At 70.7% G+C, this 16,413-nt stretch carries 15 protein-coding genes; 13 read left to right on the forward strand and 2 right to left on the reverse strand.

Annotated elements, in window-relative coordinates; translation table 11 throughout:
* Positions 1-10: 10 nt before the first annotated feature.
* From ACFZB9_RS27895 to ACFZB9_RS27955, 13 genes are all read left to right on the forward strand, one after another.
* On the forward strand, positions 11-1,180 hold the full coding sequence (locus ACFZB9_RS27895) for a glycosyltransferase family 4 protein (protein ID WP_391451623.1): 1,170 nt from the start codon (positions 11-13) through the stop codon (positions 1,178-1,180).
* A 61-nt stretch (positions 1,181-1,241) separates the two neighbouring features.
* A complete protein-coding gene (locus ACFZB9_RS27900; protein WP_391451625.1) occupies positions 1,242-1,787 on the forward strand; it encodes a hypothetical protein in 546 nt (181 codons plus the stop codon).
* A 164-nt stretch (positions 1,788-1,951) separates the two neighbouring features.
* Positions 1,952-2,866: a pyridoxal 5'-phosphate synthase lyase subunit PdxS gene (gene pdxS / locus ACFZB9_RS27905; RefSeq protein ID WP_391451627.1), complete on the forward strand. Its 915-nt coding sequence runs from the start codon at positions 1,952-1,954 to the stop codon at positions 2,864-2,866.
* Positions 2,867-2,972: 106 nt separating this feature from the next.
* The gene (gene pdxT, locus ACFZB9_RS27910) at positions 2,973-3,602 is read left to right on the forward strand and encodes a pyridoxal 5'-phosphate synthase glutaminase subunit PdxT (RefSeq protein ID WP_391451629.1); all 630 of its coding nucleotides are present in this window, start codon (positions 2,973-2,975) and stop codon (positions 3,600-3,602) included.
* 79 nt (positions 3,603-3,681) lie between these two features.
* Positions 3,682-4,446: a YebC/PmpR family DNA-binding transcriptional regulator gene (locus ACFZB9_RS27915; protein ID WP_391451631.1), complete on the forward strand. Its 765-nt coding sequence runs from the start codon at positions 3,682-3,684 to the stop codon at positions 4,444-4,446.
* A gap of 165 nt (positions 4,447-4,611) precedes the next feature.
* Entirely contained in the window at positions 4,612-5,157 is a 546-nt protein-coding gene (gene ruvC / locus ACFZB9_RS27920) for a crossover junction endodeoxyribonuclease RuvC (protein WP_391451633.1), read from the forward strand.
* Positions 5,154-5,768: a Holliday junction branch migration protein RuvA gene (ruvA, locus tag ACFZB9_RS27925; RefSeq protein WP_391451634.1), complete on the forward strand. Its 615-nt coding sequence runs from the start codon at positions 5,154-5,156 to the stop codon at positions 5,766-5,768. The genes ruvC and ruvA overlap by 4 nt, the downstream gene beginning before the upstream one ends.
* A gap of 55 nt (positions 5,769-5,823) precedes the next feature.
* Positions 5,824-6,939 carry a Holliday junction branch migration DNA helicase RuvB gene (gene ruvB / locus ACFZB9_RS27930; RefSeq protein ID WP_391451636.1) on the forward strand — a complete coding sequence of 372 codons (1,116 nt, stop codon included), beginning with the start codon at positions 5,824-5,826 and terminating at the stop codon, positions 6,937-6,939.
* Positions 6,940-7,100: 161 nt separating this feature from the next.
* Positions 7,101-7,520 (forward strand): preprotein translocase subunit YajC, encoded by a 420-nt coding sequence (gene yajC, locus ACFZB9_RS27935; protein ID WP_391451638.1) that lies wholly within the window; start codon positions 7,101-7,103, stop codon positions 7,518-7,520.
* Positions 7,521-7,631: 111 nt separating this feature from the next.
* Positions 7,632-9,533 (forward strand): protein translocase subunit SecD, encoded by a 1,902-nt coding sequence (secD, locus tag ACFZB9_RS27940; RefSeq protein ID WP_391451640.1) that lies wholly within the window; start codon positions 7,632-7,634, stop codon positions 9,531-9,533.
* Positions 9,534-9,537: 4 nt separating this feature from the next.
* The gene (gene secF / locus ACFZB9_RS27945; protein ID WP_391451642.1) at positions 9,538-10,671 is read left to right on the forward strand and encodes a protein translocase subunit SecF; all 1,134 of its coding nucleotides are present in this window, start codon (positions 9,538-9,540) and stop codon (positions 10,669-10,671) included.
* 16 nt (positions 10,672-10,687) lie between these two features.
* Positions 10,688-11,239, forward strand: a complete 552-nt coding sequence (locus ACFZB9_RS27950) for an adenine phosphoribosyltransferase (protein WP_391451643.1) — start codon at positions 10,688-10,690, stop codon at positions 11,237-11,239.
* Between the two features lie 71 nt (positions 11,240-11,310).
* The gene (locus ACFZB9_RS27955) at positions 11,311-13,863 is read left to right on the forward strand and encodes a RelA/SpoT family protein (protein WP_391451645.1); all 2,553 of its coding nucleotides are present in this window, start codon (positions 11,311-11,313) and stop codon (positions 13,861-13,863) included.
* A 71-nt stretch (positions 13,864-13,934) separates the two neighbouring features.
* Here ACFZB9_RS27955 and ACFZB9_RS27960 read toward each other — a convergent pair whose 3' ends face one another.
* Together ACFZB9_RS27960 and ACFZB9_RS27965 are read right to left on the reverse strand one after the other, a co-directional pair.
* Complete coding sequence (locus tag ACFZB9_RS27960) at positions 13,935-15,164, reverse strand: DUF349 domain-containing protein (RefSeq protein ID WP_391451647.1); 1,230 nt, start codon at positions 15,162-15,164, stop codon at positions 13,935-13,937.
* A 242-nt stretch (positions 15,165-15,406) separates the two neighbouring features.
* Positions 15,407-16,216 carry a peptidylprolyl isomerase gene (locus tag ACFZB9_RS27965; protein ID WP_391451649.1) on the reverse strand — a complete coding sequence of 270 codons (810 nt, stop codon included), beginning with the start codon at positions 16,214-16,216 and terminating at the stop codon, positions 15,407-15,409.
* Positions 16,217-16,413: the final 197 nt, after the last annotated feature.

Here is a 16,413-nt window from a genome sequence, read left to right on the forward strand (position 1 = left end):
GGGAGCGCCCATGAAGATCGGTATCGTCTGCCCGTATGACTGGGACGTCCCGGGTGGGGTGCAGTTCCACATCCGGGATCTGGCCGAGCACCTGATCGCCCTGGGCCACAAGGTCTCGGTGCTGACACCGGCCGAGGACGAGTCGGCGCTGCCGTCGTACGTGGTCTCGGCGGGGCGGGCGGTGGCCGTGCCCTACAACGGTTCGGTGGCGCGGCTCAGTTTCGGGATCCTGTCCGCCACCCGGGTGCGGCGCTGGCTGCGCGACGGCGAGTTCGACATCCTGCACGTGCACGAGCCGACCGCGCCGAGCCTGTCGATACTGGCCGCCTGGGCGGCCACCGGGCCGATGGTGGCCACCTTCCACACCGCCAACCCGCGCTCGCGGGTGATGGTGGCGGCCTCGCCGATCCTGCAGCCGGCGCTGGAGAAGATCAGCGGCCGGATCGCGGTGAGCGAGTACGCCCGGCGCACGCTGGTCGAGCACCTGGGCGGCGACGCGGTGGTGATCCCCAACGGCGTGGACGTCTCGTTCTTCGCCGAGGCCGAGCGGGACGAGCGCTGGACGGGCGCGACGATCGGTTTCGTCGGGCGGATCAACGAGCCGCGCAAGGGGCTGCCGACGCTGCTCGCGGCGATGCCCGCGATCCTGGCCGCGCATCCCGAGGTGCGCCTGCTGGTGGCGGGCAAGGGCGACCAGGCGGAGGCGCTGGCCGGGCTGACACCCGAGGTCCGGGCCCGGGTGGAGTTCCTGGGCATGGTCAGCGACGTCGAGAAGGCGCGGCTGCTGCGCAGCGTCGACCTGTACGTGGCGCCCAACACCGGCGGGGAGAGCTTCGGGATCATCCTGGTGGAGGCGATGTCGGCGGCCACGGCGGTGCTGGCCAGCGATCTGGACGCGTTCGCGCAGGTGCTGGACGGCGGGCGGGCCGGCGAGCTGTTTCCGGTGGAGAACGCCGAGGCGCTGGCGGCGGCCGCGGTGCGGCTGTTGGACGATCCGGCGCGGCTGGCCGAGCTGCGGGTGGCCGCGGCCGAGCATGTGCGGCGCTTCGACTGGTCGACGGTCGGCGCGGACATCCTGGCGGTGTACGAGACGGTGACCGACGGGATGGGCAGCGCGCCCAAGGTGCGCGAGGACGAGCGCAGCGGCTGGCGCGAGCGGCTGGGGCTGACCCGGGACTAGGACGCGGGACCAGCAGGGGGCGGGCCGGGGGAGCCGTCCGCGGCCGGTAGCGTTACGCCTCGTGACTACCTGGATCTGGGCCGCGGTGGCGGTGGTGCTCTTCGCGGTCTATCTGAGCTGGACCGCGGGCCGGCTGGACCGGCTGCACGCGCGGATCGATGCCGCCCGCGCGGCGCTGGACGCCCAACTGCTGCGCCGCGCCTCGGTGGCGCAGGAGCTGGCCACCTCCTCGCTGCTCGACCCGGCCACCTCGATCGTGCTCTACGAGGCCTCGCACGCCGCGCGGCAGGCCGACGAGGAGCACCGGGAGGTGGCGGAGAGCGAGCTGAGCCAGGCGCTGCGCGCGGTCTTCGCCGAGCCCGAGCAGGTGGCCGAGCTGCGGGCGGCGCCCGGTGGCGAGGAGGCGGTGCGCGATCTGACCTCGGCGGTGCGCCGGGTGCCGATGGCCCGGCGGTTCCACAACGACGCGGTGCGCGCGGCGCGCGCGGTGCGCACGCACCGGCTCGTGCGGTACTTCCGGCTGGCCGGCCGGGCGCCCTTTCCGCTCGCCTTCGAAATGGACGACGAGCCTCCGGCGGCCCTGGTACCGCAGGGCACGGTGGCCTAGACCAGGGCTCGGCGGGGCACCGTACCCTGCTCGTGCGCGGCCCGGAAACGGCCTGATTGTCGTATCGATTCGGTGTGCCTGGACTCGATGGCGCATCGATCAGGTACCCGAACGGCCTACCATAGGGCGATAGCACACCGGTTCGTCTTCGAGTGAGGTCTCACGTGTCCACCAGCACTCCCGCTTCCGCCGACCAGCCGCAGATCGGTACCGCCCGGGTCAAGCGCGGCATGGCCGAGCAGCTCAAGGGCGGTGTGATCATGGACGTGGTCAACGCCGAGCAGGCCAAGATCGCCGAGGATGCCGGTGCCGTCGCCGTCATGGCCCTGGAGCGGGTCCCGGCCGACATCCGCAAGGACGGCGGCGTGGCCCGGATGTCCGACCCGGACATGATCGACGGCATCATCAACGCGGTCTCCATCCCGGTCATGGCCAAGTCCCGGATCGGCCACTTCGTCGAGGCCCAGGTGCTGCAGGCGCTCGGTGTCGACTACATCGACGAGTCAGAGGTCCTGACCCCGGCCGACGAGGTCAACCACTCCGACAAGTGGGCCTTCACCACCCCCTTCGTCTGTGGCGCCACCAACCTCGGTGAGGCGCTGCGCCGGGTCGCCGAGGGTGCGGCCATGATCCGCTCCAAGGGCGAGGCCGGCACCGGCAACGTCGTCGAGGCCGTGCGCCACATGCGCCAGATCAACGCCGACATCCGCCGCCTGACCACCCTGGACGAGAACGAGCTCTACGTCGCGGCCAAGAACCTGCAGGCCCCGTACGAGCTGGTCAAGGAGGTCGCGCAGCTCGGCAAGCTCCCGGTCGTGCTGTTCTCCGCCGGTGGTGTGGCCACCCCGGCCGACGCCGCGCTGATGATGCAGCTGGGCGCCGAGGGTGTCTTCGTCGGCTCCGGCATCTTCAAGTCCGGCGACCCGGCCAAGCGCGCGGCCGCCGTGGTGAAGGCCACCACCTTCTACGACGACCCGAAGGTGATCGCGGACGTCTCCCGCGGTCTGGGCGAGGCCATGGTCGGCATCAACTGCGACACCCTGCCCGAGACCGAGCGCTACGCCAACCGCGGCTGGTAGTCAGCCCGGGTTTGTCGGCCCGCCGCGCACCTGGGGTCGCGGCGGGCCGCTCCGTGCGGATGTGACCGCACCGAACCGCAGTACCGACGTGAAGAGGAATTCCACCGTGTCGAGCAGCACTCCCGTCATCGGCGTCCTGGCCCTGCAGGGCGATGTCCGTGAGCACCTGATCGCGCTCGCCGAGGCGGACGCCCTGGCCCGTCCGGTCCGCAGGGTCGAGGAGCTGGCCGAGGTCGACGCCCTGGTGATACCCGGCGGCGAGTCGACCACGATGTCCAACCTGGCGCTGGCCTTCGGCCTGATGGAGCCGCTGCGCGCCCGGGTGGCGGCGGGGATGCCGGTCTACGGCTCCTGCGCGGGCATGATCATGCTGGCCGAGAAGATCCTGGACGGTCGCGAGGACCAGCAGAGCGTGGGCGGCATCGACATGACGGTGCGCCGCAACGCCTTCGGCCGGCAGAACGAGTCCTTCGAGTCGGCGATCTCCTTCGCGCACCTGGACGGCGAGCCGGTGCACGGCGTCTTCATCCGGGCTCCGTGGGTGGAGTCGGTGGGCGCGGGCGTCGAGGTGCTGGCCGAGCTGCCGGCGGCCGACGGTGCCGAGAGCCGGATCGTGGCGGTGCGCCAGGGCAACCTGCTGGCCACCTCGTTCCACCCCGAGCTGACGGGGGACCACCGGGTGCACGCGCTCTTCGCGCGGATGGTCGAGCAGGCGCTGGAAGCGGCGCGGGTCTGACCGGTGACCGGTGCGCCGGTTCGACACCGGTAAGATCTCCCCTGTTTCATTTCCCTTTGGCGACGTAAAGGAGCTGGTGATGTCCGGCCACTCTAAGTGGGCTACCACCAAGCACAAGAAGGCCGTGATCGACGCCAAGCGCGGCAAGCTCTTCGCCAAGATGATCAAGAACATCGAGGTGGCGGCGCGCACCGGCGGCGGTGACCCGGCCGGCAACCCGACGCTCTACGACGCCATCCAGAAGGCCAAGAAGAGCTCGGTCCCGATCGACAACATCAACCGCGCGGTCAAGCGCGGTTCGGGTGCCGAGGCCGGCGGGGCCGACTACTCGACGATCATGTACGAGGGCTACGGCCCCAACGGTGTCGCGGTGCTGATCGAGTGCCTCACCGACAACCGCAACCGCGCCGCCTCCGACGTGCGCGTGGCGATGACCCGCAACGGCGGTTCGATGGCCGACCCGGGCTCGGTGTCGTACCTGTTCAACCGCAAGGGCGTGGTGATCGTCCCCAAGAGCGACGGCGTGGACGAGGACAAGGTCCTCGAGGTCGTTCTGGAGGCCGGGCTGGACGTCGAGGAGGTCAACGACCTCGGTGACACCTTCGAGGTGCTCTCCGAGGCGACCGACATGGTCGCGGTGCGCACCGCGCTCGTCGACGCCGGTCTCGACTACGACTCGGCCGACGCCAACTTCGTGCCCAGCATGCAGGTCGAGCTGGACGTGGACGGCGCCCGCAAGATCTTCAAGCTGATCGACGCGCTGGAGGACAGCGACGACGTGCAGAACGTCTTCGCCAACTTCGACATCTCCGACGAGGTGGGCGCGCAGCTCGACGCCGAGTGAGCTGAGGTCTCGTCAGCGTGACGTCCACCGGCCCGGCGGTCCTTCAGGGACCGCCGGGCCGGTGTCTTTGGCGGCGCTGTCGCAGCGGGCGGCTATGGTCTGACCTGGTTGGACCGACTCCGGGTCGGTTGTTCCGGTCCGGCAGGACTGACGGAGGGTGGGAGCGTGCGGGTACTGGGCGTGGACCCTGGGCTGACCAGGTGCGGCGTCGGCGTGGTCGACGGTGCGCCGGGCCGGCCGCTGCGGATGATCGGGGTCGGAGTGGTGCGCACCCCGGCCGAGGAGGAGGTCCCGCGCCGGCTGCTCGCGATCGAGCAGGGCCTGGAGAGCTGGCTCGACACCCACCGGCCCGACATCGTGGCCATCGAGCGGGTCTTCGCCCAGCACAACGTGCGCACCGTGATGGGCACCGCGCAGGCCAGCGCCGTCGCCATGCTCTGTGCCACCCGGCGCGGCCTGCCGGTGGTACTGCACACCCCCAGCGAGGTCAAGGCCGCCGTCACTGGCTCGGGCCGGGCCGACAAGGCGCAGGTCACCGCGATGGTGACCAGGCTGCTGCGGCTGGACGCGCCCCCCAAGCCGGCGGACGCCGCGGACGCGCTGGCGCTGTCGATCTGCCACATCTGGCGCGGCACCGCGAACGGAAAGCTCGCCGCCGCACTGGCCAACACCACGTCAACCCGTCTGGTTCCCAAGGAGTACCGCGCGTGATCGCCTTCGTCCAGGGCCCGGTCATGGCCCTCGCCCCCGGCAGTGCCGTCGTCGAGGTGGGCGGCGTGGGGCTCGCGGTGCAGTGCACCCCGAACACCCTGTCCGTCCTGCGGCTGGGCGAGCCGGCCAAGCTGGCCACCTCGCTGGTGGTCCGGGAGGACTCGCTGACCCTCTACGGCTTCGCGGACGAGGACGAGCGGGCCACCTTCGAGGTGCTGCAGGCCGCCCCCGGGGTCGGGCCGCGCCTGGCGCAGGCGATGCTCGGCGTGCACAGCCCCGAGGCGCTGCGGGTCGCGGTGGCCGGCGGGGACGAGCGGGCACTGATCAAGGTGCCGGGGATCGGCAAGGCCAAGGCGGCCAAGCTGCTGCTGGAGTACAAGGACAAGCTGGGCCACCCGCACGGCAGCGTGGTCCCGGCGCAGCAGCCCGTCGCTGCGGGCCCCGCGCCGTGGAGCGAGCAACTGCACGCGGCCCTGGTCGGCCTCGGCTACGCGCCGCGCGAGGCGGACGAGGCGGTGGTCGCGGTCACGCCGGAGGCCGAGGCGCAGCCGCGCACCGACGTCGGCGCGCTGCTCAAGGCCGCGCTGCGCAGCCTGAACCGCACCCGCTAGCCGTCCCCTTATCCCTCTGACGACTCGTCACTTTGTCGACTTGGAGCCCGCCCTGATGAGCCCGTACGACTCCGATCCCGAAGGCCGGCTGGTGGCAGCCGCCGCCGACGATGCGGACCAGGCGGTCGAGGCGGCGCTGCGTCCCAAGCTGCTGGACGAGTTCATCGGCCAGGAGCGGGTGCGCGAGCAGCTCTCGCTGGTGCTGCGGGCGGCCCGCAAGCGCGGGGCGGCGCCCGACCACGTGCTGCTCAGCGGCCCGCCCGGGCTGGGCAAGACCACCCTGTCGATGATCATCGCGGCCGAGCTGAACGCGCCGATCCGGATCACCTCGGGTCCGGCCATCCAGCACGCGGGCGACCTGGCCGCGATCCTCTCCTCGCTGACCGAGGGCGAGGTGCTCTTCCTCGACGAGATCCACCGGATGTCGCGGCCCGCCGAGGAGATGCTCTACATGGCGATGGAGGACTACCGGGTCGACGTGATCGTCGGCAAGGGGCCGGGCGCCACCGCGATCCCGCTGGAGCTGCCGCCCTTCACCCTGGTCGGCGCCACCACCCGGGCCGGACTGCTGCCGCCGCCGCTGCGCGACCGCTTCGGCTTCACCGGGCACATGGAGTTCTACGCGCCCGTCGAACTGGAGCGGGTGGTGCGCCGCTCGGCCGCGCTCCTGGACGTGGAGATCGACCCGGTCGGCGCCGCCGAGATCGCCGGGCGCTCCCGGGGCACGCCGCGGATCGCCAACCGGCTGCTGCGCCGGGTGCGCGACTACGCGCAGGTGGAGCACGACGGGCGGATCACCCAGCAGATCGCCGCGAAGGCCCTCGCGGTCTACGAGGTGGACGCACGTGGTCTGGACCGGTTGGACCGGGCGGTGCTGGACGCGCTGCTGCGGCTGTTCGGCGGTGGCCCGGTGGGCCTGTCCACGCTGGCCGTCGCGGTGGGTGAGGAGGCCGAGACGGTCGAGGAGGTGGCCGAGCCGTTCCTGGTCCGCGAGGGTCTGCTGGCCCGCACCCCGCGCGGGCGGATCGCCACCGCCGCGGCCTGGCAGCACTTGGGCCTGACCCCGCCGCTGCAGTCGCCGGGCGGCCGCTCGGGGGTGCCGGGACAGCAGCACTTCTTCGCGCCCGAACCGGTCTCCGGACCGGGCGGGCAGGAATCCGCCGAGGACTGACCGTGTCGGGGACTCGCCACCTTTGGCGGCAGGATGCGATGCTTGGCGTTGTCCGATCAGAGCGGGTCTCCTAGACTTCGCCGGACCGTCCCGTCTCACCTGCCGGGCCGACCATCGCCACTGGCCATTCATCGGATGGCCTGTTTAAGGACCTTGCTGCTGTGCAACTCATCATTCTCCTCCTCCCGATCGCCGCGATCTTCCTGATGTTCCGATCGCAGAAGAAGCGGCAGGCGCAGGCCCAGCAGATGCAGTCGGCCATGGAGCCGGGCTCGGCGGTGCGCACCATCGGCGGCATGTACGCGCAGGTCAAGTCGATCAACGACAGCACCGTGGAGCTGGAGATCGCTCCTGGTGTGGTGGCCCACTTCGCCAAGAGCGCGATCGCCGCGGTGATCGACTCGCAGGAGTACGACGAGATCATCAACGGCCGTCCCGAGGAGGACGAGTCCGTCGAGCTCGCCGACGCCGAGTCCATCGAGGAGATCGACTCCATCGAGGCCGACTCCGTCGAGGACGCGCGCGAGCAGGAGAGCATCAGCCTGGCGAAGGCCGACGGCGACAAGCCCGCAGCCAAGTAGTACGGACGGTCTGCAGCACTTTCACGGTTGTCCGCGGTCAGCGCCGCCTCCTGCCTCAGCGCGGGCCGGCGGCGCTGGGCCAGCGGCATGGGACAGGGAGAAACGAGCAAGGTGGCAGCACCCAAGTCGCGTCCGCGCGACGGTTATCCAGGAAGGGCGCTGGCCCTGATCCTGGTGGTCACCGTCGGACTGGTCGCCCTCATGTTCGGGACAGGCCACAAGACGCCTCGCCTCGGGATCGATCTCGCCGGCGGCACGAGCATCACGCTGACGGCTTCCTCGCAGGACAAGGCCGCGATCACCCCGTCCAACATGGACATCGCGGTCGGGATCATCCAGAAGCGCGTCAACGCCTTCGGTGTCTCCGAGGCCGAGGTTCAGACCCAGGGCAACGACAACATCATCGTTGACATCCCCAAGGGCACGAACAGCGCGCAGGCTGCCAAGCAGGTCGGTACCACGGCCAAGTTGTACTTCCGCCCGGTGCTGGCCGAAGCGCCCACCGGTGTGACCCTGCCCCCCGCCAGCCCCAGCCCCAGCGCGAAGCCGAGCGCCAGCGGTTCGGCCAGCCCGTCGGCGAGCGGTTCGGCCAGTGCCTCCGCCTCCGCCAGCGGTTCGGCCTCCGCCAGCGCCAGCGCCAGCGCCAGTGCTAGTGCCAGCTCCGGCGCCAGCAAGGCCGGCAAGGCGCTCTCCGCGGGCCTGCTGGCCGCCGACCCGAGCGGTACGCCGAGCGCGAGCGCCTCCGGTAACGCCTCGCCCTCCAGCGCCGCCTCGCCGTCCGGCAGCGCCGCGGCCACCGGCAGCCCCTCCGCGCCCTCGTCCGCGCTCCCCCCCGTGCCGACCAGCCCCGCCGACATCTCGGCCGCGCTGACCGCGGGCACCGTGCCGCCGGACCTGGCGCAGCAGTTCACCGCGCTCGACTGCTCCGACCCCACCAAGCGGGTGGACTACCAGCAGGTCGACCCGACCAAGAACACCGTCGCCTGCTCCTACGACAAGGAGAAGGTCGCCACCGGGGGCACCGGCTGGTACAAGTTCGCGCTCGGCCCGGTCCAGGTCAAGGGCCAGGACGTCACCAAGGCCTCGGCCGGCTTCGACACCCAGCAGGCCGGCGGCTGGCAGGTCCAGCTCGCCTTCAACGACGCCGGCTCCAAGGCGTTCGCCTCCACCACCGGTGCCCTGGCCACCCAGCAGTCGCCGGCCAACCAGTTCGCCATCGTGCTGGACGGCCAGGTCGTCTCGCACCCCATGGTCAACCAGTCGATCACCGGCGGCAACGCGGTGATCAACGGCAGCTTCAGCCAGGACGACGCCACCAGCCTGGCCAACGTGCTGAGCTTCGGCGCGCTGCCGCTGAGCTTCAACCAGAGCGACATGACCACCGTCAGCCCGCAGCTGGGCGGTGACCAGCTGCACGCCGGTCTGCTGGCCGGTGCGATCGGTCTGGCGCTGGTCGTCCTCTACTCGCTGATCTACTACCGCGGCCTGGGCCTGGTCTCGATCGCCGGCCTGGTGGTCTCCTCGATCCTGACCTACACGATCATGTGCCTGCTCGGTGCCAGCATCGGCTTCGCGCTGAACCTGCCGGCCGTCTGCGGTGCGATCGTGGCGATCGGTATCACCGCCGACTCCTTCATCGTGTACTTCGAGCGCATCCGCGACGAGGTCCGCGAGGGCGCCCAGCTGCGTCCGGCCGTGCAGCGCGCCTGGCCGCGGGCCCGGCGCACCATCCTGGTCTCCGACTTCGTGTCGCTGCTCTGTGCCGTGGTGCTGTACATCTGCTCGGTCGGCAAGGTCCAGGGCTTCGCGTTCACGCTGGGTCTGACCACGCTGCTCGACGTCGTGGTGATCTTCCTCTTCACCAAGCCGATGATCACGCTGCTGGCCCGCCGCAAGTTCTTCGCGGACGGTCACCCGTGGTCCGGCCTGGACCCGAAGCGTCTGGGCGCCCGCCCGCCGGTGCGCGGCGGCCGCCGTCGCCCCGCCACCTCCGCCGCCGTCAAGGAGGCCTGACGTCGTGTCACGCTTCAGCAACCTCGGCCACCGTCTCTACCAGGGCGAGGTCAGCTTCGACTTCGTCGGCCGGCGCAAGCTCTGGTACAGCATCTCCGCGGTCATCGCCGCCGCGGCGCTGTTCGGCCTGACCGTGGTCGGCCTCAACCTGAGCATCGAGTTCAAGGGCGGCTCGGTCTACACGGTCAAGAAGCCCGGCCTGACGATCAGTCAGGCGCAGGACTCGGTCAACAAGATCGTCGGTGACTCGACCCCGCAGGTGCAGTCCACCGGTGACGGTCAGATCCGGATCCAGGTCAGCGCCAACGAGAAGATCCCGTCGAGCGAGGTCACCCAGAAGCTCGCCGGCGACCTCTCGATCTCCGAGGCGAACATCAACACCCAGGTGGTCGGCCCGAGCTGGGGGCACCAGATCTCCCAGAAGGCGCTCACCGGCCTGATCATCTTCATGGTCCTGGTCACCGCCTACCTGGCGATCGCCTTCGAGTGGCGGATGGCGCTGGCCGCCCTGGTCGCGCTGGTCCACGACCTGGTGATCACCATCGGTGTCTACGCCCTGGTCGGCTTCGAGGTCAGCCCGGGTACGGTGATCGGCTTCCTGACGATCCTCGGTTACTCGCTCTACGACACGGTCGTCGTCTTCGACACCGTGCGGGAGAACACCAAGGGGATCGAGAAGCAGAACAAGCTCACCTACAGCGAGGCGGCCAACGCGGGCCTCAACCAGACCCTGGTCCGGTCGATCAACACCACCGTGGTCGCCCTGCTGCCGGTGGCGGCGCTGCTCTTCATCGGTGGTGGCCTGCTCGGGGCCGGCACCCTGAACGACATCTCGCTCGCCCTCTTCATCGGCCTGTCCGCCGGTGCGTACTCCTCGATCTGCGTCGCCACCCCGCTGCTCGCGCAGCTCAAGGAGCAGACTCCGGAGATGCGGGCGCTGGCCAAGCGGGTCGCGCTGCGGCGCTCGGCCGACGCCAAGGCGGCGGCCAAGGCCGCCGAGACGGGCGAGCCGCTGGACGACGTGGACGAGGACTCGGCCGAGGGTCAGGCGGCCGGTGTCGCGGCCGGTATGGTCGGACAGCGCAATCAGCCGGTCGGTCGCGCCCGTGGCAAGGGCCGGCCCTCCGGCAAGCACTGACGACCAAAGGACTCCTGTGACCTCCGCTGACACCGCCTTGACCGAGCTGCTCAACAGCCGGATCAAGGACGTGCCCGACTACCCGAAGCCCGGGGTGCTGTTCAAGGACATCGCCCCGCTGCTGGCCGACGCCGAGGCGTTCGCCGCGCTCACCCGGGCGCTGGCGGACCGGGCGCGGGAACTGGGCGCGACCAAGGTGGTGGGCCTGGAGGCACGCGGGTTCGTGCTGGCGGCCCCGGCGGCCTTCGCCGCCGGGCTCGGCTTCGTGCCGATCCGCAAGAAGGGCAAGCTGCCCGGGGCGGTCTTCGAGCAGTCCTACGACCTGGAGTACGGCTCGGCCACCCTGGAGGTGCAGTGCGACGCCTTCGCGCCCGGTGAGCGGGTGCTGGTGGTGGACGACGTGCTGGCCACCGGCGGCACCATCGCGGCCTCGCTCGACCTGGTGCAGCGCGCCGGGGCGGAGCTGGTCGGTGTGGTGGTGCTGATGGAGCTGGGCTTCCTGGACGGCCGCGAGCGGCTCGCCACCCACCTGGCCGGGGCTCCGCTGGAGACGCTGATCACGGTGTGAGCGGCGCTCTCGGACGAGAGCGGTGAACTGATTCGAGAGCGGTGATCGCACAGGCGATCACCGCTCTCGGCATGTCAGGCCCGGGCGGCGGAACACCGGCGGGTCACCCTCGGTACCATGAAGGTTCATCCGGTGCGTACCGAGGAGTGTCCTTGCCCGACGAGGTAGTGCCCACGGCCGCAGCCCAGGACGGCCAGTCCGCCGGCCAACCGCCGACGGGCGACAAGCCCGCGCCCGCCGGGGCCACCCCCATGCGTCCGGCGGCGTCCCCGTCGGGCCTGGCCCGCGCGGTCGCCCCCGCCCTGCGCCAGGCCTCCTCCTCCGGTGGCATGCGGGCCCGCCTGGCCCGCTTCGGCGGCCAGCGCCAAGCGGTGCTCAACCCCGTCCTGGAACCGCTCTTCCGCACCATCCGGGCGGGCGACCCGAAGGCCGACCCGGCCCTGCTGCGCGACATCGAGCGCGCCTACGCGGTCGCCGAGCGCTGGCACCGCGGCCAGAAGCGCAAGAGCGGCGACCCGTACATCACCCACCCGCTCGCGGTCGCCACCATCCTGGCCGAGCTCGGGATGGACGCGTCGACCCTGATGGCCGGCCTGCTGCACGACACCGTCGAGGACACCGACTACGGCCTGGAGACCCTGCGCCAGGACTTCGGCGACTCGGTCGCCCTGCTGGTGGACGGCGTCACCAAGCTGGACAAGGTCAAGTTCGGCGAGGCCGCGCAAGCGGAAACGGTTCGCAAGATGGTCGTCGCGATGGCCAAGGACCCCCGGGTCCTGGTGATCAAGCTCGCCGACCGCCTGCACAACATGCGCACCATGCGCTACCTCAAGCGGGAGAAGCAGGAGAAGAAGGCCCGCGAGACGCTGGAGATCTACGCCCCGCTGGCGCACCGGCTGGGCATGAACACCATCAAGTGGGAGCTGGAGGACCTGGCCTTCGCCATCCTCTACCCCAAGATGTACGACGAGATCGTGCGTCTGGTGGCCGAGCGCGCCCCCAAGCGGGACGAGTACCTGGCCACCGTCATCGACCAGGTCCAGGGCGACCTGCGCGGCGCCCGGATCTCCGCCTCGGTCACCGGCCGTCCGAAGCACTACTACTCGGTCTATCAGAAGATGATCGTCCGAGGCCGCGACTTCGCCGAGATCTACGACCTGGTGGGCATCCGGGTCCTGGTCGACACCGTCCGCGACTGCTACGCGGCGCTCGGCACCATCCACGCGCGGTGGAACCCGGTCCCCGGCCGGTTCAAGGACTACATCGCGATGCCCAAGTTCAATATGTACCAGTCGCTGCACACCACGGTGATCGGTCCCGGCGGCAAGCCGGTCGAGCTGCAGATCCGCACCTTCGACATGCACCGCCGCGCCGAGTACGGCATCGCCGCGCACTGGAAGTACAAGCAGCGCGCGGTGGCCGGCGCCTCCAAGGTGCGCACCGACACCCCCGCCCAGGTCCGCAAGGACGACAAGGCCGGCGCGGTCAACGAGATGGCCTGGCTGCGCCAGCTGCTGGACTGGCAGAAGGAGACCGAGGACCCGAGCGAGTTCCTCGAGTCGCTGCGCTTCGACCTGTCCAACAACGAGGTCTTCGTCTTCACACCCAAGGGTGACGTGATAGCGCTGCCCGCCGGGGCCACCCCGGTGGACTTCGCCTTCGCGGTGCACACCGAGGTCGGGTACCGCTGCATAGGGGCCCGGGTCAACGGGCGACTGGTGCCGTTGGAGTCGACCCTGGAGAACGGCGACCTGGTGGAGGTCTTCACCTCCAAGGCCGAGGGCGCCGGACCGTCCCGCGACTGGCTCGGCTTCGTCAAGTCGCCGCGCGCCCGCAACAAGATCAAGGCCTGGTTCTCCAAGGAGCGCCGCGAGGAGGCGATCGAGCAGGGCAAGGAGTCCATCGCCCGTGCGATGCGCAAGCAGGGCCTGCCGATCCAGCGGATCCTGACCGGCGACTCGCTGGTCACCCTGGCGCACGAGATGCGCTACCCGGACATCTCCTCGCTCTACGCGGCGATCGGCGAGGGCCACGTCTCGGCGCAGTCGATCGTGCAGAAGCTGGTCCAGGCGCTCGGCGGTGAGGAGGGCGCGACCGAGGAGTTCGCCGAGACCGCCACTGTGCCGACCCAGGACGGCCGTGCGGCGCGCAGGCAGCGGGCCAAGGGCGACCCCGGGGTCATCGTCAAGGGCGTGGACGACGTCTGGGTCAAGCTGTCGCGCTGCTGCACCCCGGTGCCGGGCGACCCGATCGTCGGCTTCGTCACCCGCGGCAACGGCGTCTCGGTGCACCGGGCGGACTGCGTCAACGTGGACTCGCTGACCCAGCAGCCGGAGCGGATGATCGAGGTCGAGTGGGCGCCGACCCAGTCCTCGGTCTTCCTGGTGGCCATCCAGGTGGAGGCGCTGGACCGCTCGCGACTGCTCTCGGACGTCACCCGGGTCCTCTCCGACCAGCACGTCAACATCCTGTCCGCGGCCGTGCAGACCTCCCGGGACCGGGTGGCGATGAGCCGGTTCACCTTCGAGATGGGCGACCCCAAGCACCTGGGGCACGTGCTCAAGGCGGTGCGCGGGGTGGAGGGCGTCTACGACGTCTACCGGGTGACCTCGGCCCGCAAGTAGCGGGCGGCGCCCACGCGAAGAGGCCCCGCCGTTCTCCTCGAACGGCGGGGCCCCTTTGGCATCGGCACAGGTCAGCCGCTGAACTCCTGCAGGCTCTTCAGCGCCTGGTCGAGCAGCGCCTGGCGCCCGGCCAGCTCGTTCTCCAGCTTCTTGGCCTTGCCCTCGTTGCCGGCCGCACGGGCCTTCTCCAGGTCGGCCTTGAGCTTGTCGACCGCGCCCTGCAGCAGCCCGGTCATGCCGGCCGCGCGGGCCTTGGCCTCCGGGTTGGAGCGCTGCCACTCGGCCTCCTCGGCCTCGCGGATCGCCCGCTCCACCGTGTTCAGCCGCGCGTCGAGCTTCGGCTTGGCCTCGCGCGGTACGTGGCCGATCGCCTCCCAGCGCTCGTTGACCTCGCGCAGGGCCGCCTTGGCCACCTTGAGGTCGGTGATCGGCAGGATCGCCTCGGCCTCCAGCAGCAGGGTCTCCTTGAGCTTCTGGTTCTCACCCTGCTCGGCGTCGCGCTCGGTGAAGACCGCCGAGCGAGCCTGGAAGAAGACGTCCTGGGCGCCGCGGAACCGTGCCCACAGCTCGTCCTCGGCGTCCCGCTGGGCCCGGCCCGCGGCCTTCCACTGCGCCATCAGGTCGCGGTAGCGGGCGGCGGTGTCACCCCAGTCGGTCGAGTTCGACAGCGATTCGGCCTCGGCGACCAGCTGCTCCTTGAGCGCCTTGGCCTGGTCCCGCTCGGCGTCCAGCGCGGCGAAGTGCCCCTTGCGGTGCTTGGAGAAGACCGACCGGGCGTGCGAGAACCGGTGCCACAGCTCGTCGTCGCTCTTGCGGTCCAGTCGCGGCAGGCCCTTCCAGGTGTCCACCAGCGCGCGCAGCCGGTCGCCGGCCTCCCGCCACTGGGTGGACTCGGCGAGCTGCTCGGCCTCGGCGACCAGCGCCTCCTTGGCCGTGCGGGTCTCGTCGGCCGCCTTGGCGCGAGCCGCCTTCCGCTCCACCTGGCGCGACTCGATCTCGCCGGCCAGGGTGTCCAGCCGCTGGGCGAGCGCGGCCAGGTCGCCGACCGCGTGCGCCTCGGTCACCTGGGCGCGCAGGTGCTCCAGTGCGGTCTGCGCCTCCTTGGCGGCCAGGTCCGTCTTGCGCACCCGGTGCTCCAGCAGGCCGATCTCGGCCGCCAGACCCTGGTACTTGCGCTCGAAGTAGGCGAGAGCCTCCTCGGGGGAGCCCGCCTGCCAGGAGCCGACGACGCGTTCGCCCTCGGCGGTCCTGACGTAGACGGTCCCCTGCTCGTCGACACGGCCCCACGGGTCGCTGCTCACAGCGCCTCCTCCACATGACGGTTCGCCCACGGCTCGGTGGTACGGATCCGTCGTCCACAGTTGAATGTGCGGCGGACCGATGGTCCGCCGTCCCCGCCCGCCCGATCGGTTCGGCTGCCGAGGGTGACGGCGAGCGGGTCAGGGCACCCTATACAACAGCAACATAGGCGACCAGGCCCGGTGCTGTCCGCATCCGGGCCGGGCCAATTCACGCGCCGGTCGGCCCGGGCTCACGCCACCGGTCAGGCCTTGGTCGCGGTCACCGAGTTGAGCACCACGTTCGCGTTCGGCGCACCGTCGCCGCTACCGCCCTGGACACCGCCGTTGGCGATGTTGTTCAGCACGTCCATACCGCCGGTGATCTTGCCGAACGGGGTGTAGCTGGGCGGCAGCTGGGTGTCCTTGTAGACCAGGAAGAACTGGCTGCCGTTGGTGTTCGCGCCGGCGTTGGCCATCGCCACGGTGCCGGCCGGGTAGGTGGCGCCGCTCAGGTTCTCGTCGGTGAACGAGTAGCCGGGGGTGCCGCTGCCGCTGCCGGTCGGGTCGCCGCACTGCAGGACGTAGATGCCCTGGGTGGTCAGCCGGTGGCACTTGGTGTGGTCGAAGTAGTTCTGACCGGCCAGGAACACAAAGGAGTTGACCGTGTGCGGGGCCTTGGACGGGTCCAGTTCGAGGTTCACCGCGCCGCAGCTGGTGTTCAGCGTGACGTCGTACTTGGCGTTGGTGTCCACCGACATGGCCGGCTCGGTCTTCCACTGCTTGCCGTTCGGCGAACCCGCCGCAGGCGTGCTGCACCCCTTGACCGCCACCGGGCTGGCCGCGGGTGCGGTGGCCGACTGGCTGGGGGCCGACTGGGCGTCGGTCTTCTTGGCGTCGGACTTGAACGCGCCGCCCGCCCAGGCGCCGCCGCCCGCGAGCACCACCACGGCGAGCGCGGCGCCCACAATGGCGTTGCGGCGCTTGGCCTTGGCCGCGGCCTCGACGCGGTTGTTCTGCTGCCGCTCGTACTTCTCGCGGGCGAGCTGCCGTCGCCGCTGTTCGCTGCTGACCACCGGCCGTGTCTCCTCTATCGCACCGAATGTGGATGTTCGGGGGATCATCGCATCCACCGGCCGCCAAGTGTAGGGACCTTGTCTGTAAGCACGCGGTCAAGTGGCCCGATGGACGTAGCACGGCGGCCCGCCGACCGGGATCTGGTTCGCTACCGACCCCTTACCGCCGGTAGGCTGCACCGGGAGACTTTTCCGCC

The organism is Kitasatospora sp. NPDC008050 (genome assembly GCF_042957465.1).
Taxonomy (GTDB): Bacteria; Actinomycetota; Actinomycetes; order Streptomycetales; family Streptomycetaceae; genus Kitasatospora.

Coding starts and splice junctions, on each gene's coding strand:
- ACFZB9_RS27955 (WP_391451645.1), top strand. CDS start 11,311: ATGTCAGGCCCGGGCGGCGGAACACCGGCGGGTCACCCTCGGTACCAT.
- ACFZB9_RS27895 (WP_391451623.1), top strand. CDS start 11: ATGAAGATCGGTATCGTCTGCCCGTATGACTGGGACGTCCCGGGTGGG.
- ACFZB9_RS27915 (WP_391451631.1), top strand. CDS start 3,682: ATGTCCGGCCACTCTAAGTGGGCTACCACCAAGCACAAGAAGGCCGTG.
- ruvB (WP_391451636.1), top strand. CDS start 5,824: ATGAGCCCGTACGACTCCGATCCCGAAGGCCGGCTGGTGGCAGCCGCC.